This is a genomic window from Hymenobacter rubripertinctus, assembly GCF_003583925.1.
In the GTDB taxonomy this organism is placed as follows: Bacteria; Bacteroidota; Bacteroidia; order Cytophagales; family Hymenobacteraceae; genus Hymenobacter; species Hymenobacter rubripertinctus.
In genome coordinates this window covers 123,721-142,584 of sequence record NZ_QYCN01000008.1, presented here as the reverse complement: position 1 = coordinate 142,584, position 18,864 = coordinate 123,721, and the positions used below count along the sequence as shown (strand labels likewise).

Here is an 18,864-nt window from a genome sequence, read left to right as displayed (position 1 = left end):
ACAGAGTCGTTAAGCCCCGGAGCGCCTATGGTACTGCCTTCACCGGTGGGAGAGTCGGTCGCCGCCAACCTTATCTACAAGTCGCCCCGCGGCGTCCAGTCCCCTTCACCCGGGATGGATGCGCGGGGCTTCTTGCGTTTATAGAACCCAGCTCCAGCCCGGCTTGACTTAATCAGATTTACGTTATGGCTTCCCCCTACACAAGCACGCCCCTTCCTGCTACGGAAGGGGCGTGCTTGGTTTCATCTGGTTCGTAGGGGGGATTTATTGCAGGCTGGTAGTACCTAAATCGGTTACCTGATCATTGGTAACGGTGATACCGGTGCGAACAACGTGCTTGTAACTGGGTTGGTTGGCAGGTGCGCTGGCAGAAGGGAAGAACTCTACCCGGTAGGTACCGGAAGGCAGTGCGCCCAATTGGTAGGCGCCCGCCACATCGGCACTGGTGCTGAATGTATCGGCTGGGGTGATGGACGAACGGATGGCCAATACCTGCGGTCTGGCCACCGCCGGGGCAACGGTACCGCGCATGCCCCCCTTGATATTCTGGGCTACTACCCGGATGACTGGTTTGAGCAGATAACGCTCTTTTTTATCGTTGCCGGGTTTCCAGTTACCGCGCTCCGTGATGGATTTGGCTACGTCGAAGTCGAGCAGCAGCTGATAGGTTCCGGACAGTTGGTGAAGGTTTTCCTTGCTTAGCTTGAGCTTGATGCCCGAACTCTGGCCGCTAGGCGTTTTCAGATCGTAGCGCTGCCCGTCGCGGCCTATTATGTAGCTGTCGGGGCCCAGCAGCAGGCGAATTTCCTTCAGCGTACCCGGGTCGAAGTCGGTACTTACGAGCAGAGCCGAGCGACCATTCACATAGTCGAGCACATTGATGGGTTGGGCCTGAAACGGGAGCAACTGCCAGCCGTCGGGGTTGCCCTCCTCCTTCTGGTGGAGCTCAATTTGCTGCACGTCCAGCACGACGGCCTGAAAATCGCCGGGAGCATCCTGGAGGCGGATTTCCAGGTTGTTGGGGAACTTGTCGTCGGAACTGCTGCTACAGGCGGCCAGCACGAGCGGCGCGGCCAGCAGAGCGTAGGATAGGGGGCGTTGAAAGCGCATCATGCGGCTGTAAGTTGGGGTGAAAAAAAGAGTGGCTGTTCGTGCGCTTACGCATGAACAGCCACTTCGGTGGTGCAATTAACCGGCCACAAATTGCATGCTGACCGGAATCTTGGTTGAGTGCGGCTAGTTTGCCTTTTTCGTGGTATCAGCCGGGGTTTTAGGAGCGGGAGTAGTTGGGGTGGCCGGTTGGGTCTTGGGCTTGCCGAAAAGGCTGTTCAGCCCTTTCTTGGCCTGCTCCCGTAGTTTGGCTTCCGCTTCCAGGCGCTTCTTTTCGATTTCCTGCTGGGCCCGGGCCTGCAATTCTTCCTGCTTGAGGGCGGCTACCTGTTTGAGACTGTCCTGCGCCAACTGGCCCTTGGCCGCCAGCTTTAGCTTGGAATCGGTGAGCTTGCTTTGCACTACGCTCGTGACCAGACTTTTGGCAATATCCTTGGCCTGCGACTTCACGCTGCCGCTGCTGAGCTTCACCTGTGGGTTGCTGATGGTGCCCCCGATGGTCAGGCCCAGCGTTACGCGCTCGGTGCCCTTGATGTCCTGCACGCCGGTGAGGCGGGTGAGTTGCCCGTTAAGCGCGTTGCCGACCTTGCCGGTGGGCACGTCGAGGGCCGTCACATATTCGAGGCCGCCGCTGCTGATGTTATTAGAGCCACCCACCGTCATCTTGATCTGGCCCACGTTCAGGTCGAAGGGCTGGACTACGAAGTTGCCGTTGATAATTTCGGCGGCTACATCCTTGTTGTTCACCGCGAAGTTTTTCAACTCCTCCAGTTGGGTGAGGCTGCTGATTTTCGTTAGGATGGGTGAGCTGGTTACGGCTGCCCGGATAATATCGAATACCCCTTTGCCGCTGAGCGTACTGTAGTTGGGCATCATATCAGGCCCCATTTCGCCCGCCACGTTGAAATTAGTGGAGAAAATACCCTCCAGGTTAGCCGCCAGCGGTACCAGCGTTTTCACCGAGTTGAAAGCCGCGAAGGCATTCTGAAAATTCAGATTTTTGATGTTAAGGCCGAAATCGAACTTGGGATGCGCCAGGTTCTGGCTGCTGTAAGAGCCGTTGGTGGCGAAGCTGCCGCCCAGCGTGTTGAAGGTGAGGTTGCGAAGCGTCGCCGTCTGGTTGCGCACTACCACGGCACCCTGCACGTTGTTGAGCTTGAGATTGTCATAGATAACCTGACCTACGGTCGTGTTCATGGTCAGGTCGAACTCCTTCGGAATCTGGAGTACGCCGTCGGCCTTGGTGGCGGCAGCAGGGGCTTTCGTAGCAGCGGCCGCACCAGCTGTGGGCTTGGCACTCACTTCGTCAACCATCCACTCGTTCACATTAAAACGCTGCGAATTCAGGGTTAAGTCGCCGCGCAGGGGCTGGCCGGGCACGAACAGATAGCCCATGTAGTTGCTGATGGTACCGGCCACCGCAATATCCGAGGAGCCCACAAAACCCTTCATGTCGCGCAGCACAATCTGGTCGTTGTTGAAGGTAGCCGTGGCCGTGGTGACTTTCATGCCCTGGGGCAGATCGGGGCTTTTGTAGGTGATGTTGCTGGCTTTCACCGTGCCCGAGGCCACCACCGATTGGTAACGGCCGGCCTCGATATCGGCCATGTTGCCCTTGGTAGCCACGTTGCCATTGAGGCGGCCAGTCACCGTCATGCCTTCCAAAGGGAAAATTCGGGTGATTTTGGTCAGGTCCACGGTCCCCTTCACATCAGCATCGAAGGCCAGCTTGTCTACGCCCTGGGTGACCACGCGGCCCTCCAGCGGCTCCCCGTCGAGGAGCATCCGAAACTGCGGGATGTTGACTTTGGTATCGTTGGCCTGGCCCGTGGGGTTGGTGATGGTGCCGTTGAGCGTGAGGTTTTCGATGGGAGCCGGGAACTGCTTGCTCTTCACGTAGCCGTTGGTCAGGTTCATTCTGGCCTGAATGACGGGCATACGGGTGGCCGAGTACACGCCCTTGGCGGTAGCATCCACGAACAGCTTGCCGCGCAGCAGCAAGTCCTGCACCGGGTACACCTTCAGCATCTCGGCCAGGTCCACGTTGGCCTTCACGCGGCCGTCCACTTTCATGGGCTCCAGCCCATCAATGGCCACGTTGCCGTCGATGGGATTCTTGCCCAGGTCCAGATGGAACTGCTTCACGTTTACCTTTACGCTGTTGGTGAAGCCCGAAGGGTTATCCACCACCATGTCCACGTTGATGTTGCGGGCCTGGTCGGGCAAAGAAGGATACTGAAAGCTGCCGTCCTTAATTTGCAGGTTCACGCCGTAGCCGGGCATTTGTAGGCTGTTCTGCACGCCTTTGTAGTAGCCCTCGAACGCCACTTTGCCGGTGGCCTTGATGTCTTTGAACTGCGCGTTGTAAGCGCCGGGTACCAGACTCAGGATGTTTTTGAAATCGGTTTCGAGGGCCTTGAAGGTGAGGTCGTAGGTGATGTCGGTGGCGTTGGGCAGGCCGATGGTACCCTGGAAGCTGGCCGGAAAATCGTTCAGCTTTACCTGGTTGTCCTTGAAAGTGAAAAGCATTTTGTCCAGGTTCATGGCCATGGTCACGTCGGCGTCGAGCTTCTTGTTGCTCACGTATTTCACGCCGTCGTAGCTGAGCGAGGCACTTTCGGCCGTCGTCTGGCTCACCATATCGAAGATGTTCTGCTCGAAGTCGCCGGAGCCGGAGTGGTTGAGGCCCTTCAGTTCCATGCCGAACGGAATGCTGCGGTCCTCGTAGCGCAGGTGCCCATTGTTGATTTTCCACCCCTTGATGGCCAGGCTCACGGCCGTGGTGTCCTGACCCTGGGTAGCGGCGGCCGAATCGGACACGAACACGTCCCAGTTGGCCCGGCCGCTCTTAAGCACCTGAATGCTGATAGCGGGCTCTTCGAGCACTACGCTATTGATCTTGATCTGGTCGCCACTGATAACGCTCATCAGATTCAGGCCCACCCGCACTTCGGGCAGGTAGGCCAGCGTGTCGCGGGAGAAGGAATCCTGGCCGATGATGCGCAGATCGTTCAGGCGCAGGGACAGATCGGGAAAGCTGCTCAGCAGCGTGACATCCACGTTGGCCGGGTCATACTCCACGTTGGCCCGAACCCGTTGGGCCAGCTGCTGGTCGAATGCGGCCCGGATTTTATCTTTGAACAGAAAAGGAGCCAGGGCCAGACCGGCTATCAGTACGACCAGGAAAATTCCCAGGCCAATCAGAAACTTGCGCATAACGGAAAAGAAGAAAAGAGACGAAACCGGGCTGCCCGTAGAAAATCGGTGGCAGTCAGCTGACTAAGATACGAGGCAAAAGTAGCGGGAAACGCTGGGCGGTGCCCGCCGTAACAGGAGCCGGGCGGGGGCGGAGGTTACTCCGGGTGAGGCCGGCCGGCGAATGATAACGAAAATCAGGCAGGAAAATCCCACATTGGGCACCAAGCGGCCCCAACCACATACCAAAAGCCGGGGCTGGCCCGTTAGCAGACCACGTATGCAAAGCGCAGGATTTCAACAGGTAACTACAGTTCAGGTTCCGTCCCGCTTCCGGTGGTGGGCAGTAGCCGCGCTGTGCCTGGCCGGCGGCGGCGCTTCGGCCCAGGACCTGTACTTCGCCCAGCCCTTCGCTACCCGGATGCAGACCAATCCTGCCTATGCCGGCCTGCTCGATGACTACAGCATCACGCTCAACTACCGGAATCAGTTTCCCACCCTGGCCGGCACGTTCCAGACCAGCCAGCTCGCGGCCGACTACCGGTTCCAGCACCAGCACAGTGCCGCCGGGTTGCTCGTAGATTACGACCGCACGGGCGGCCTGGGCTATACCCGGTTTCAGGCCGGGGGCGTGTATGCCTACCACCTGCGTCTGAATGAGCAGCTGAGTCTGAGCGGGGGCGCTTCGCTGAGCTATGGTCTGCAACGGATCAGCTACGGCAACCTGGTATTCGGCGACCAGCTTTCCGATGATGGCGTGGCCCGCGACTTCAGCCTGGAAGTGGCCGACTTTCAGCCCGTGCACTACGTAACTGCCGGTGTGGGCGGCCTGCTCTATACCGAGCGGTTCTGGGTGGGCGTAGCGGGCCAGCACCTCAACCAGCCCAACCTGGGCTTCGTGACCCAGAGCCGGCTGCCCCTGCGCCTGAACCTGCAAACGGGTTACAAGCAGTACTTCGTGCGGGTGACTACCACCCGGGAACAGCGCGAAATTAGCCTGACGCCGGTGGCCAGCTACACTCGGCAGGGCGGCTCCCAGCGGGCCGAGGCCGGGTTGTACTTTACGGCGACGCCCCTCACGCTGGGAGCCGTGTACCGGGGCGTGCCGCTGCCGGGTGCCCCACGGCCCCAGCAGGTGCTCACGGCCATTACGGGCGTCAGCGTGGGCAGCTTCCGGCTGGGCTACAGCTACGATATCAGCCTGAGTCAGTTCAGCGCCGATTTAGGCGGCGCGCACGAACTTTCGCTGACCCTGCGGGAGTTTGATTCGGTAGAAGCAGCCTGGCGCCGGCTAAAACGCCGGAATTACCCGTCAATTCCTTGCCCAAGCTTCTAATTTTTTGTATTATTGCAGCCGACTTGCCTTGTCTAAACGCTTTTCTAACAGGTAGTTTCAACTTGATCATGAATTTTTCCAAGTACTTGCGCTTTGCTGTAGTGGGAGCCTGCGCACTGGCCGCCTGTAAAGGCGGGCCGCCCACGGCTACCAAGCCCGGTAAGTACAGCTCGACTACGGGCATTGAGTACAACACCGAAGAAGGCATGAAGGTGTCTGATTATCAGGGTATCCCTGATGGTCCTGGTCTGGTATTTATCGAAGGTGGGCGTACCGTCCTGGGCTCGGCCGAGGAGGATATTGCCATGACCCACGACAACATCGAACGGACCGTGACGCTGGCTTCCTTCTACATGGATGAGGCCGAGGTGGCCAACATCCACTGGCTGGAATACCTGCACTACGTGCGCAAGGACTCGGCCGAGGAGTTCTACATGTCGGCCCTGCCCGACACGACGGTGTGGGCCCGCGAGCTGTCGTTCAACGACCCCTACGTGGATTACTACCTGCGTTACCCCGGCTTCCGCTACTTCCCGGTAGTGGGTGTGAGTTGGCTCCAAGCCAATGATTACTGCACCTGGCGCACGGCCAAGGTGAACGAGCGTCTGGCCGGCGACAGCGACGACGGGGGCAGCGCGCCGAAGAAGAAGAAAGGTGGCCTGTTTGGCCGCAAGAACAAGGGTGGCGACGCGGCCGAAGGCACTGCCGATGACGGCGGCGGCGGCACCAAGGTGTCCATCGAGAATGGCAACACGCTGCCAAACTACCGTCTGCCCACCGAGGCAGAATGGGAGTACGCCGCGCAGGCCCTCATCGGTACCCAGGAAACCGGCAACGAAAACCAGGAGAATAAGCGGATTTATCCCTGGGATGGTCGTCAGGTGCGGAACCCGTACGGCGGCAAGCAGGGCCAGTTCCTGGCCAACTTCAAGCGGGGCCGTGGTGACTACGCCGGTATTGCCGGCTCGCTCAATGATGGCGCCATGATTACGGAGTACATCTACTCCTACCCGCCGAACGATTACGGCCTGTACAACATGTCGGGCAACGTAAACGAGTGGGTGCAGGATATCTACCGTCCGCTTTCCTACGAGGATGTGGAAGATTTGAACCCCTTCCGCCGCAACGGCTTCCTCGACCCTTCGGAGAAGTACGACAAGAAAGGCTACCAGTCGCTCATCGATGACCACGTGCGCGTGTACAAAGGCGGCTCCTGGCGTGACGTAGCCTACTGGCTCTCGCCCGGTACGCGCCGCTTCATGGCCGAGGATTCGGCTACGGCCACCATCGGTTTCCGCTGCGCCATGATTAACGCCGGTTCTAACCGTTAATCACGGATTACCGCTGATCAAATTGATTTCGCTGATTCGTTCGGCAAATCATCAACAAAAACAGCCACCTCCTGCGGGGTGGCTGTTTTTTTGTTCGGTGGGAGTATGCGGTAGCTCAGGGTGGCGTGTGGTAGGCTTCATCGGTCGGCGGTGGCAATGGTGGCGATGCTGACTTCGCGGGCTCCGGCGGCCAGCAGCATGGCGGCGCAGGCTTCGAGGGTGGCGCCGGTGGTGAGTACATCATCCACGACCAGCACGTGCCGGCCGACAACGCGGTTGGGCTGGGCTACCTCGAAAACCGTTTCCACGTTCTGCCAGCGTTGCAGGCGGTTCTTGCGGGTTTGGGAGTCGGTGTGGGTGGTGCGGCGCAGCACCTCAGGTTCCCAGGGGCAATTGAGGCCCGCGCTGAGCCCGGCGGCAAAGCTGTCGGCCTGGTTGTAGCCTCGTTTGGCCAGCTTGCGGGCGTGGAGCGGTACGGGCACAATAAGCTCGAACGTGGCGTAGCCGGCTTCAGCCAGCTCCTGCCCGTACCAGCGGCCCAGCACCCGGCCTACCTCCTGCTGGCTGCGGTACTTGAGCTGGTGGAGCAGGTGCTGGACCCGGCCGTGCTTCTGGAAGCGCAGGTAGCTCAGGGCGTGCGCGACGGGCAGTTTGCCCCAGAATCGCCGGCTGAGGGGGTTATCGGCCGGTGGCAGCCGGTGGTAATCGGTGTAGGGCAGCTGGGCGCGGCAGGCGGTGCAGATGTGGTCTTCGCCCCGGGCCAGGGGCTGCTGGCAGGCCAGGCACACGCGCGGAAACAGCAGGCCGGCAAAATCGGAAAAGATAGCGGGTAGCGGCATCTGACAAGGTGAATAGGAGCCGGGGTGGGCTCTGATAAACTTCTCCCTAATTTTAGGGTTTAAACCCGACTTTCGAAACTGCCCGGCTCCTGCCGGGCTCCGGGGGCCAGCTACTGGCCGCAAGCGGTTCTCCTCCCTCTCCTTTTCACTTGCTTATGAGCCTCATCACCGAATTCAACGATTACCGCCAGCAGATGAACGAAAAAATCCTGGCGGCCGATAACAAGGTCATCAAGCGGTTTTTCAACCTCGATACCAACACCTACCAGGAGGGCGCCCTCAACGTGAAAACCAAGGAAATCGTGGGCCTGGCCTGCTCCATGGTGCTGCGCTGCGACGACTGCATCAAGTACCACCTGGGCAAATGCTACGAGGAGGGCGTGAACGAGGAGGAGCTGTACGAGGTATTTGCCATTGCCAACCTCATCGGGGGCAGCATCGTGATTCCCCACTTCCGCCGGGCCGTGGAGTATTGGGAGGCCCTCAAGGCCGAAGCCGTAGCCCCGGCCCCCGAGCATTCCCACGACGCGTAACCATGCTCGATCCGCAGGAAACCGAAGCCCAGTTCGAACACCGCTGGTGGGAGCTGATGACCGAAATGCGCGTGCGCTTCGGTAAGAAGCCCGATATGAACGCGCTGCTGCTGCTCATTGGGGTGCAGGAGCTGGGGCAGGGCGCCGGCCCGTTCACCAAGGAGCAGAAGCAGGACCTGATGCACATTGCCACCTGCCGCCTGTTCAGCATCTCGGGCTACTACGAGCTGGACCGCGTGGATGAGGAAGGCTGGCCCCACTACCGGCTGTTGCAGGCGCTGCCCTTCTCCAACCTCAAGGAGCAGGAACGGATGCTCAAGTGGCACGTGCTGGAATACTTCGACGAGCAGAACGCCGAAGAATAGCTGTCATTCCGACATTCCGCGCATCAAGCGGAGAGAGAAATCTGGGGGAAGTAGGCAAACACCATCATTCTACTGGCTTGCCTACTTTACCCACTGCTGTTACGCAGTAGCCGTTGAAGCATTCGTTTCTCGGGGCTGATTGGTTAATGAAGGTAAATCAGCCCCGAAAAACGAGCAACGAGCAACGAAAAACGACCTGCCACCGCAGCTACCGGAAGCGACTTGTGTAACAGCAGTTACCCGGATTCCTCCTTGGTCGGAATGACAGTTTTTGTAGTCCCATCATATGAACATCATCTCCTACAACCTGAACGGCCTGCGCTCGGCCCTGAGCAAGGGCTTGGCCGATTGGGTGAGCACGGCCCGGCCCGACGTGCTGTGCGTGCAGGAAATCAAGGCCGGCCGGGACCCGCTCGATGTGTCGGCGCTCACGGATTTGGGCTACCATGCCTACTTGCACCCGGCCCGGAAGCCGGGCTACAGCGGCGTGGCCATCTTCTCGAAGGAAAAGCCCCTGGCCGTAACGGAAGGCTGCGGGCAGGACCTCTATGACACCGAGGGCCGGGTGCTGCGCCTGGATTTCAAGGATTTTGCGGTCCTGAACACCTACATGCCCTCGGGCACGAGCGGGCCGGAACGGCAGGCGTTTAAGGTGGAGTGGCTGCATTTTTTCCGGCGCTACGTGCGCGAGTTGCAGGCCGCCGGGGTACCGCCGCTGGTTATTGCCGGCGACTTCAACTGCTGCCAGCAGGAAGTGGATCTGCATAACCCCAAGGCCAACCAGAAAAGCCCCGGCTTCACGCCCGAGGAGCGGCAGTGGTTCCGGGAGTTTCTGGCCGATGGCTACACCGATTCCTTCCGCCACGTGCACGCCGCCGCCCCGCACCGTTACTCCTGGTGGACCTACCGGGCCGGCGCCCGCGCCCGCAACGTGGGCTGGCGCCTCGACCACCTGCTGGTCGACAACCGCCTCGCGCCCCACATCCGCCACGCCGACCTGCTGCACGACGTCGTCCACTCCGACCACTGCCCGGCCCAGGTGGAGCTGGCGTTTTAAGAACTGCTGTTACGCAGTAGCCGTTGAAGCATTCGTTTTTCATTGCTCGTTTTTCGGGGCAGATTCACCTTCGGTAACCAATCAGCCCCGAAAAACGAGTAATGAGCAACGAAAAACGACCGGCCACCGCAGCTACCGGAAGCGACCTGCGTAACAGCAGTTAAGAATTGGCAGGGTCTGAATGCAACGTTGCCTAGCCAGGCTAATAAGCCAGGTATACAAGCGGCTTCATAGCACGTAACCTGTATACTAAGAAGGTATACAAGGAGCTTCGGTGGAGACGGTCTGTATACCACCCAGGTATACAAACTACGTCGTACGAAGCCGCTTGTATACCATCTGTAGGGTGGCTGGTTGTGACCAGAAAGGCCGGTCATCCTGCTTGGTAGCAGGATGACCGGCCTTCGTGCTGGGACTTACGAGAAGGTTAGACCTTACGCCTTACCCGCCAGAATCATATCGGCTACCTCGCGGCCGGAGGCAAGGGCAGCGTTGAGGGAGGGGTAAGCGGCATAGTCGCCGCAGCGGTAGAGGTGGGACGTGAGTTTGAGCGACTGGCGGGCGGGCTGACCGGCCGGGTACTCGGGCAGGGCGTGGGGCAGCTCGTAGGTGCGCAGGTGCCGCCAGGTAGCGGCTTCGGGACCAAACCAGGCCGCGAGTTCCTGCTGAAGTCGGGCAGTGAGAGCGGCTTCCGCGAGGCCGTGCTCACCGTGGGTGCTCACCGAAACCAGGCGCTGTCCGGCCGGGGCATATTCGGGGGCCACATCCGAGGGGAAGGCCACGTTGTGGGCCAAGCCGGTGGGAGAAGCATTCAGGCGCAGCAGCTTGTCGGGGCGACCCGAACCGGTCGGGGCGGCAAAATAAGTGCAGGTAGTGCGCCGCCAGCACAAGGCTGGGGCCTCGGTGGCCGGCAGCAGGCGGGCGGCAGCTTCTCCGTCTACGGCCACGACTACGGCGGCGGCTTCGATGGTTTCGCCGTTTTCGAGCCGGACGATGGTGCCCTCGATGGCCTGCACTGCCGCGTGCAGGCGCACGGCTCCGGCCGGCAGGCGGGTAGCCAGCTGCTCGGGAATCTGCTGCATCCCCAGGGCCGGCACCACGGCCTCGCCTTCCACGAACTGCTTGAATACGAATTCGAAGAAGTTCGCCGCCGTGCTCAGGCTGCGGTCCAGAAACACGCCCCCGAAAAAGGGCCGGAAGAAGTTCTGAATCATCGGCTCGCTCCAGCCGTAGTGCCGCAGAAACTCCAGGGTAGTTTGCTGAGTGGTAGAGTTGCGGCTCAGCAGCTGCCCGCTGGTGTAGTGGCGCACGTGGCGCACCAGGCTCAGAATCCGCAGCTTGTCGGTGAGGGTGCCGATGGGGGAGGTGAGGGCCGAAAAGGCCGCCATGGGCTTTTGCAGCGGGTTTTGCAGGGTCGTCTGCCGGCCATCGGGCAACCGGATAACGGCTCCCGAGCGGAAGGCCCGCAGCTTGAGCGCCCCGTAATCCAGGAGGCGCTCCACCTCCGGGTAGCGGGTGAGCAGTACCTGAAAGCCCCGGTCGAGGCGGAAGCCGTCGGCCGTGAGGTCAGTGCGTACGCGGCCGCCCACGGCGTCGCCGGCTTCGAGCACCAGCACGGGCCGGCCGGCGCGGTGCAGGTAGCAGGCGCAGGCCAGTCCGGCCATGCCGGCCCCGATAATGACGACGGGAAGTTGAGGGGAGGAGTCAGCTGGTATCATATCCAACGCAAACTGAAAATGCTGGGGGAAGGTTGGAACAGCCAGTGCCTAAAACAGGGGCTTGCGCGGTTTCATCACTTTGCGCGTTTTCATGGTCCAGAGCTCGGCCACGCCGTACCGTTTCAGGTTCACGCGCCACACGCCCATCGGCTGGCCCAACTGGTAGCCGGTGGCCTGGTCCTGGGGGAATTTCTGCTGGATGAGCGCGTAATCAGCTGCCGAAATATCCTGGCCCACCATGCCGTGGCAGCGCAGGCAGAGCTGGTCGGTGAGCACGAGGGGGCGCTGGTAGGTGAATTCGTTCTGCTCAGTGCGGGCCACCTGGCGGGTGGTGTCGGCGGCGTTCAGGTCGGTGGGCCTGAGCTGGGCGAGATGCACGGGGTTGCGGGGGCGGGCACTGAACCGATTGAGGGAAGCCTGGAGGGCCTTCGCCAGCGAATCGGTGGCTGGCAGGGCCTCGGGGTGGCAGTAGGGTAGGGCCGCCGCCACGCCCCCGGCCGCCAGCTTTTCGGTCAGTACCTGGCGCAACTCCCGCTCGGCGGTGCGGGTCAGCGAGTCGCCGGCCCAGGCGGCGGCCCGCAGCAACTGCTGAGGCATGATGCGCTTCACCTCCCAGTTCGCCGATTCCACGGCCAGTTCCTTGGTATTGCTGAGATGTTCCACCTGGTCGGGGCGGCAGGCAGGTAAGAGCAGCAGAAGCAAGGCGGCGCGGAGGAAGGGACGCATGGTAGTAGAATGAAGTTGTCGGTTGATAGTTGTCGGTTGATAGTTGTCGGTTGTCAGCCCAGGAGCGAGTGGAACCTGTTGTACGGCTTCCCTGTGCATGGTGGCTGACAACGCCCAACCAACAACTGACAACTCGTTCACTCCCACAAATATGCCCGCAAAGCGTCGTATTCCGGTTCCAGCAGGGTGCTTTGTTTGGGCTGGCGCATGAGGTCGGCCAGTTCGGCGGGCACGGGTACGGGCTGGCCGGTAGCGGCTTCCACGGCTGCCGGGAACTTCACAGGGTGGGCTGTTTCGAGGAAAATACCGCGCTGTTCGGGGTGCTGCCGCAGATAATCGGCCAGCCCAAAATACGCCACCGCCCCGTGGGGTTCGAGCACGTAGCCGGTTTCCCGGAACACCCGCGCAATGGTGGCCGTGGTATCGGCGTCGGACACGGTGTAGCCGCTCAGCAGCTCCCGCAACACCGGGTACTGGTGGCCGAACAGCTCCAGGATGCGGCCGAAGTTGCTGGGGTCGCCCACGTCCATGGCGTTGGAAAGGGTGGGCACGGCGGGCCGGGCAGCGTACCGGCCCGAGGTAAGGTAGCGGGGCACGGCGTCATTCTGGTTGCAGGCGGCCACGAAGTGGGCCACCGGCAGGCCCGAGGCGTAAGCCAGCAGCCCGGCGCAGAGGTTGCCGAAGTTGCCGCTGGGCACGGCCACCACCGGCGGGGCCGGGTGCGGCCATTGGCTCAGGGCCACGGCATAGTACACCTGCTGGGGTAGCCAGCGGGCCACGTTGATGGAGTTGGCCGAGGTGAGGCGGCGGCGCTGGCGCAGCGCATCGTCGCGGAAGGCCTGCTTCACCAGCCGCTGGCAGTCGTCGAAGTTGCCGCGCACCTCCAGGGCCCGGATGTTCTGGCCCCGGGCCGTGAGCTGCTGCTCCTGCACCGGGCTCACCCGACCCTGGGGGTACAGAATAACCACTTCCACGCCCGGCACGCCCAGAAACCCGCTGGCTACGGCCCCACCGGTATCGCCGGACGTAGCCACGAGCACCGTCACGGGCCGGGTTTCGTGGCGGGAGAAATAGCCCAGGCAGCGGCTCATGAAGCGTGCGCCCACATCCTTGAATGCCAGCGTAGGCCCGTGAAACAGCTCCAGCGCGCTGATGCGGTCCGTAACGGGCACCACGGGCAGCGGAAAATTCACCGTTTCGGCGCAGATGCCCGCCAGCTCCGCCGCCGGGATGGTGTCGCCCACGTAAGGCCGTAGCATGGTCAGGGCAATGTCAGCAGGGCTGAGTCGGGGCAGCTCCGCCACGAAACCTGTCGGCAGGCGAGGAATCGATTCGGGGAAGTACAGGCCCCCGTCCGGGGCCTGGCCTGCCACGGCCGCCGCGCGGAAATCAACGGTTTCGGATTGACGGTTGAGGCTGTAGTAACGCATTGATTTCGGGTGAGGAAATAATGGGGTGAGCAGATGTACCGCCAAAGTCCGTTTCGCGGTACATAGTGACGTCAGTTGGTCAGAACCTGGCAGCCGGTTTTATTAATAGTGGTCTGGTACACATAGTACGCCAGGCCGAGCCGGTCGTAGGTGTCGCGCATAACGTCGGCCACGGCCTGGGCGGTGGCTTCGTGCTGGCTGAGCATGAACAGTGAGGGGCCGGAGCCGGAAATGCCGCCGCCCAGGGCTCCGGCGGCGTGGCTGCCGTCCTTGACCTGCTGGAAACCGGGAATCAGAATGCTGCGCACGGGCTCGATAATGACGTCCTCCAGAGCCCGGCCGATGAGGGCGTAATCGTGCTGGAGCAGACCGGCCACCAGGGCTCCCACGTTGCCCCACTGCCGGATGGCGTCCTGAAGCGGCACCTGCTGCTTGAGAATCCGGCGGGCGTCGGAGGTTTTCACCTCAATCTGGGGGTGGACCACCGTCACGAACAGGGGCGGGGCATCCAGCGGCACAATATCCGGAGTGGGCGTGGTGGCCCGGATGAGGGTGACGCCCCCGTAAATGGCCGGCGCAATGTTATCAGCGTGGCGCACCCCGGAGGCCACTTCCTCCCCGTACATAGCAAATTCCACCAGCTCGGGCCGGCTGAACCGGCCGCCCAACAGCGCGTTCAGGCCCACCACCGCCCCCGCCGCGCTGGCCGCGCTGCTCCCGATACCGCTGCCCGGCCGGATGTGCTTACGGATGCGCACCTCCACGCCCGTCACTTCAGGAGCGGCGCGCAGCATAGCCAGCAGGGCCGCCCCGGCCACGTTGCGGGCCGGCACGGTGGGCAGGCCAAAGTCGTCGTCGTTGAGGATGTGTACCCCCGGCTCGTCGGTCAGGCGCAGGTGCATTTCGTCGTGGGGCTCGGCCAGGGCAAAGCCCAGCACATCAAACCCGCACACCACGTTGGCCACAGTAGCCGGGGCGAGAACGGTAACGGTATTACTGGAAAAGGACATTGGGGAAAGAAGGAGAGGCGGGAGGAAATCAGGATTAACAAGAACGGGTCATGCTGAGCGCAGCGGAGCGGAGTCGAAGCATCTCTACCTCTGACTATTCAATGACCATTTAACGGAGCAGTAAAGATGCTTCGACTCCGGCTTGCGCCTTCGCTCAGCATGACACGTTTGTAGTAGCTTTCAGCAAATACACCTAATGCGCGGCCCGCAGCACGTCGGCAAACACGCCGGAGGCGGTTACCTCGGCCCCGGCGCCGGCCCCTTTTATCACCAGGGGCTGCTCCACGTAGCGGTTGGTGTAGAAGAGTACGGCGTTGTCTTTGCCCTGCAACGAGTACAAATCGTGGCCGGGGGCTACGCTTTGCAGGCCCACGCGGGCCTGACCGTTCTCAAAACTGGCCACAAAGCGGAGCTTTTTGCCTTGGTTGGCCGCCGCGTCGTAGAGGCCCTTGAAGTGGGCTTCGTGGGCGGCGAGCTGCTCATAGAAGGCGGGCACGTCGCCTTCGAGGCAGGCGGCGGGCAGGAACGGGTCGTTTTCCACGTCGGGCATTTCCAGGGGGTAGCCGGCTTCGCGGGCCAGAATGAGGATTTTGCGGGCTACGTCCGTGCCCGTCAGGTCGAGGCGGGGGTCGGGCTCGGTGTAGCCTTCGGCCTGGGCCTGGCGCACCACCTCCGCGAAGGGCCGGGTGCCGTCGTAGTTGTTGAACACGAAGTTGAGCGTGCCCGAAAGCACCGCCTGCATCCGCTGCACCTCGTCGCCGCTGCGCAGCAAATCATTCAGCGTCCCGATGACGGGCAAGCCGGCGCCTACGTTGGTTTCGAACAGAAACTGGGTGTTAAACTCCTGGGCCAGGGCCTTCAGCCGGGCATACTGCGCGTACTCCGAGGAGGCGGCCACCTTGTTGCAGGCCACCACGGCCACGCTTCTGGCCAGCAGCCCGGCGTACGTTTGGGCCACGGTGGGGCTGGCCGTTACGTCTACGAACACGGTGTTGCGCAGGTTCAGGGCCAGCAGGCTGGTGGTGAGCTGGTCCAGATCCAGGGCGGGGCCGGCGGCTAGGGCAGCTTCCCAGTTGGTGAGGTCCAGGCCGTTTTCATCGAGCACGAACTGCCGGCTGTTGGCCAGGCCCACCACGCGCAGGTTCAGGCGCAGCTTCTCGCGCAGCCAGGGCTGCTGGCGCGCCAGCTGCTCCAGCAGCTTACGGCCCACGTTGCCCACGCCCGCCACCACCACGTTCACCTGGCGCGTAGTGGCCTCAAAGAAGGTCTCGTGCAGCACATTAATGGCTTTGCGCACGTCCTGCTGGCGGATAACGGTGGAAATATTCTTCTCCGAGGAGCCCTGGGCAATGGCCCGGATATTCACCCCGTTCTGCCCCAGCGCCCCAAACATCCGCCCACTGATGCCGGGGTGGTTCTTCATCTGCTCGCCCACCAGGGCCACAATGGCCAGCTCATCCTCCCGGTCGAGCGGGTCGAGCAGGCCGCTACTGATTTCGGCCGCAAACTCCTGGTCGGCGGCGTGCTGGGCGCGGTCGGCATCCGGGGTGCTCACGGCCACGCAGATGGAGTGCTCGGAGGAGCTCTGGGTGATGAGAATCACGTTGACCTGCTCCCGGGCCAGGGCCGCGAACAGCCGCCGTGAGAAGCCCGGCACGCCCACCATGCCGCTGCCTTCCAGCCGCAGCAGCGCCACCGGCCCAATGCTGGAAATGCCCCGCACGAAGGCCTGGTTGGCCGGCGGGGCCACTTCCACCAGCGTGCCGGCATCCTCGGGGGCAAACGTGTTCTTGATCCAGAGCGGAATCCCGGACTTCATCACTGGCTGAATAGTGGGCGGGTAGAGCACCTTGGCCCCGAAGTGGGAGAGCTCCATGGCCTCCTGGTAGCTGATGCGCGCAATGGGCCGGGCGGCCCGCACCAGGCGCGGGTCGGCGGTCATCATCCCGCTCACGTCGGTCCAGATTTCCAGCTTCTCGGCCCCCAGCGCCCCGGCGAAAATGGCGGCCGTGTAGTCGGAGCCGCCGCGGCCCAGGGTGGTGGTGGTGCCGTCGGGGGCGCCGGCCACGAAGCCGGGGGCCACGTACAGCGCCACTTCGCCGGTGGCAGCGGCCTGAATGAGGGGGTTAGTAGCGGCGAAATCAACGGTGGCGTGGCCGTAGCGGGCATCGGTGCGGATGAGCTGACGGCTATCCAGCCACTGGTGGGCCGTGCCCCGCGCGCCCAGCCCCGCCGCCACCAGCCGCGACGAGAGCAACTCGCCGTAGCCCACCAGCCGGTCCAGGGTACGCGCCGACAGCTCGCCGAGGGCAAATACGCCGTCGCAGAGGCTTTCCAGCTCGTTGCAGTTGGTTTTTATCAAACTCAGCGCGGCACTCTGGCCCGTGAGTGGGAGCAGGCCACGCACAGCCTCCAGGTGGCGCAGCTCCAGCTCCCGCAGCAAGTCCCGGTAGCTGCCGTCGGCGGCGGCGGCGCGGCGGCCGGCCGCAATCAGCGCGTCGGTCACGCCGCCCAGGGCCGATACCACGACCACCGTGGGCGCGTGCCGGGCCGCCGCTTCGGCCAGATTCAGCACTCTGAACATATTTTCGGCCGTTGCCACCGACGAGCCTCCGAATTTCAAAACCTGCATACTATGCTAAAGTAGAAGTGCTACTGAATGGACGAGAAAAAACCCGCTTTCGGTCCGGGGCTCCCTTGAGGGAAGCTTACCGGCGAAGCGGGCGGCGAATCAGAAAGGGTAAGGAGTTCCGCAGCCCGCTTCAGCAGGTTGTGGTAATTGTCGTGCTGGCCCCTGTCGGGCAGCCGACGGGGAAAGCGGGGGGAAAAGCCGGAAGAGCACGTAGCCGAACCATAGGAGGGGGGGTAACGGCAGCCAAAGTAGGAATTATCTGAAACGCACAACACCGGAGGCCGGCAGTATTTACGATTTCTACCGCCCCCAACTACTTCCGCCTTATTTATCAACGGCTTCGTTTCCGTACCTTTGCACTCCTAACTACAATTTCCGCAGGCAAGATGCTAGATAAACTGGAGGCCATTCAACGGCGCTTTGAGGACGTGAGCGAGCAGCTCACCCAACCCGAAGCCATGAGCGACATGAAACGCTTCAAGGCCCTCAACAAGGAGTATAAGGACCTCGGCAAAATCATGGTCGAGTACAAGGCCTACCAGAACGTGCTGGCCAACATCGACGGCTCCAAGCTGGTTATTTCCACCGAGAAGGACGAGGACTTCCGCCAGATGGCCAAGGATGAGCTGGAAACGCTCTACCCCGAGCAGGAGCGCCTGGAAGCCGTTATTAAGGAGCTGCTCATCCCCAAAGACCCCAACGACAGCAAGGACGTTATCATGGAAATCCGGGCCGGGGCCGGGGGCGACGAGGCCGCCATTTTTGCCGGCGACCTGCAGCGTATGTACATGCGCTACGCCGAAAAGCACAACCTCAAAATGGACCTCATTGATGCCACCGAAGGCACTTCGGGCGGCTACAAGGAAATTATTCTGGCCCTGAAAGGCGAGGATGTGTACGGCAAGCTCAAGTTTGAAAGTGGCGTGCACCGCGTGCAGCGCGTGCCGGCCACCGAAACCCAGGGCCGCATCCACACCTCGGTAGCCTCGATTGTGGTGATGCCGGAGGCCGAGGAGCTCGACGTGCAGATCGACATGAACGACGTGCGCAAGGACCTGTTCATGTCGTCGGGTCCCGGGGGCCAGTCGGTGAACACGACGTACTCGGCCGTGCGCCTCACCCACCTGCCCACCGGCCTCGTGGCCCAGTGCCAGGACCAGAAATCGCAGCTCAAGAACTTTGATAAGGCCCTGGGCGTGCTTCGTTCGCGGATTTACGAAATCGAGCTGGCCAAGAAGAACGAAGCCGAAGGTGCCCAGCGCAAAAGCATGATTGGCAGCGGCGACCGGTCGGACAAAATCCGGACCTACAACTACCCCCAGGGCCGCGTAACCGACCACCGCATCGGCTTCACGGTGCACAACCTGGCCAACGTGATGGACGGCAACATCGACGACTTTGTGGAGCAGCTGCGCCTGGCCGAAAGCGCCGCGCGGTTACAGGAAGGCATCGGGTAATAGTTGTTGGTTGTTGAGCGTTTGTCATCCTGAGCGGAGCCAAGGACCTTATCACGTCTGGGAGTACCCCGAACGGACTCGTAGCAACGTGATAAGGTCCTTGGCTCCGCTCAGGATGACCGTTT

General features: G+C 61.9%; 14 protein-coding genes. 6 read left to right on the top strand and 8 right to left on the bottom strand.

What is annotated here, in order from left to right; translation table 11 throughout:
- Positions 1 to 264: 264 nt before the first annotated feature.
- Entirely contained in the window at positions 265 to 1,113 is an 849-nt protein-coding gene (locus D0T11_RS07425) for a DUF4382 domain-containing protein (protein ID WP_119655148.1), read from the bottom strand.
- 123 nt (positions 1,114 to 1,236) lie between these two features.
- On the bottom strand, positions 1,237 to 4,326 hold the full coding sequence (locus tag D0T11_RS07420; protein WP_119655147.1) for an AsmA family protein: 3,090 nt from the start codon (positions 4,324 to 4,326) through the stop codon (positions 1,237 to 1,239).
- A 259-nt stretch (positions 4,327 to 4,585) separates the two neighbouring features.
- Here D0T11_RS07420 and D0T11_RS07415 point away from each other — a divergent pair, with 259 nt between their 5' ends.
- Entirely contained in the window at positions 4,586 to 5,641 is a 1,056-nt protein-coding gene (locus D0T11_RS07415; protein WP_182888296.1) for a PorP/SprF family type IX secretion system membrane protein, read from the top strand.
- A 68-nt stretch (positions 5,642 to 5,709) separates the two neighbouring features.
- Complete coding sequence (locus D0T11_RS07410; RefSeq protein ID WP_182888295.1) at positions 5,710 to 6,972, top strand: SUMF1/EgtB/PvdO family nonheme iron enzyme; 1,263 nt, start codon at positions 5,710 to 5,712, stop codon at positions 6,970 to 6,972.
- Between the two features lie 137 nt (positions 6,973 to 7,109).
- Here D0T11_RS07410 and D0T11_RS07405 read toward each other — a convergent pair whose 3' ends face one another.
- The gene (locus D0T11_RS07405) at positions 7,110 to 7,811 is read right to left on the bottom strand and encodes a ComF family protein (RefSeq protein WP_119655145.1); all 702 of its coding nucleotides are present in this window, start codon (positions 7,809 to 7,811) and stop codon (positions 7,110 to 7,112) included.
- Positions 7,812 to 7,966: 155 nt separating this feature from the next.
- Here D0T11_RS07405 and D0T11_RS07400 point away from each other — a divergent pair, with 155 nt between their 5' ends.
- From D0T11_RS07400 to D0T11_RS07390, 3 genes are all read left to right on the top strand, one after another.
- Positions 7,967 to 8,344 carry a carboxymuconolactone decarboxylase family protein gene (locus D0T11_RS07400; protein ID WP_119655144.1) on the top strand — a complete coding sequence of 126 codons (378 nt, stop codon included), beginning with the start codon at positions 7,967 to 7,969 and terminating at the stop codon, positions 8,342 to 8,344.
- 2 nt (positions 8,345 to 8,346) lie between these two features.
- Positions 8,347 to 8,709 (top strand): hypothetical protein, encoded by a 363-nt coding sequence (locus tag D0T11_RS07395; protein ID WP_119655143.1) that lies wholly within the window; start codon positions 8,347 to 8,349, stop codon positions 8,707 to 8,709.
- A 286-nt stretch (positions 8,710 to 8,995) separates the two neighbouring features.
- A complete protein-coding gene (locus D0T11_RS07390) occupies positions 8,996 to 9,766 on the top strand; it encodes an exodeoxyribonuclease III (protein ID WP_119655142.1) in 771 nt (256 codons plus the stop codon).
- A 434-nt stretch (positions 9,767 to 10,200) separates the two neighbouring features.
- On the opposite strand, the gene D0T11_RS07385 is transcribed toward D0T11_RS07390, so the two are convergent.
- From D0T11_RS07385 to thrA, 5 genes are all read right to left on the bottom strand, one after another.
- Complete coding sequence (locus D0T11_RS07385; RefSeq protein ID WP_119655141.1) at positions 10,201 to 11,484, bottom strand: protoporphyrinogen/coproporphyrinogen oxidase; 1,284 nt, start codon at positions 11,482 to 11,484, stop codon at positions 10,201 to 10,203.
- Between the two features lie 48 nt (positions 11,485 to 11,532).
- Positions 11,533 to 12,210 carry a c-type heme family protein gene (locus D0T11_RS07380; protein ID WP_182888294.1) on the bottom strand — a complete coding sequence of 226 codons (678 nt, stop codon included), beginning with the start codon at positions 12,208 to 12,210 and terminating at the stop codon, positions 11,533 to 11,535.
- 137 nt (positions 12,211 to 12,347) lie between these two features.
- Positions 12,348 to 13,640, bottom strand: a complete 1,293-nt coding sequence (gene thrC / locus D0T11_RS07375) for a threonine synthase (protein WP_119655139.1) — start codon at positions 13,638 to 13,640, stop codon at positions 12,348 to 12,350.
- Positions 13,641 to 13,711: 71 nt separating this feature from the next.
- Positions 13,712 to 14,650, bottom strand: coding sequence for a homoserine kinase (locus D0T11_RS07370; RefSeq protein WP_119655138.1), 939 nt, complete (start codon positions 14,648 to 14,650; stop codon positions 13,712 to 13,714).
- Positions 14,651 to 14,843: 193 nt separating this feature from the next.
- Positions 14,844 to 17,282 carry a bifunctional aspartate kinase/homoserine dehydrogenase I gene (thrA, locus tag D0T11_RS07365; protein WP_119655137.1) on the bottom strand — a complete coding sequence of 813 codons (2,439 nt, stop codon included), beginning with the start codon at positions 17,280 to 17,282 and terminating at the stop codon, positions 14,844 to 14,846.
- 386 nt (positions 17,283 to 17,668) lie between these two features.
- Here thrA and prfA point away from each other — a divergent pair, with 386 nt between their 5' ends.
- Complete coding sequence (prfA, locus tag D0T11_RS07360; RefSeq protein WP_119655136.1) at positions 17,669 to 18,739, top strand: peptide chain release factor 1; 1,071 nt, start codon at positions 17,669 to 17,671, stop codon at positions 18,737 to 18,739.
- The last annotated feature ends 125 nt before the right edge of the window (positions 18,740 to 18,864 follow it).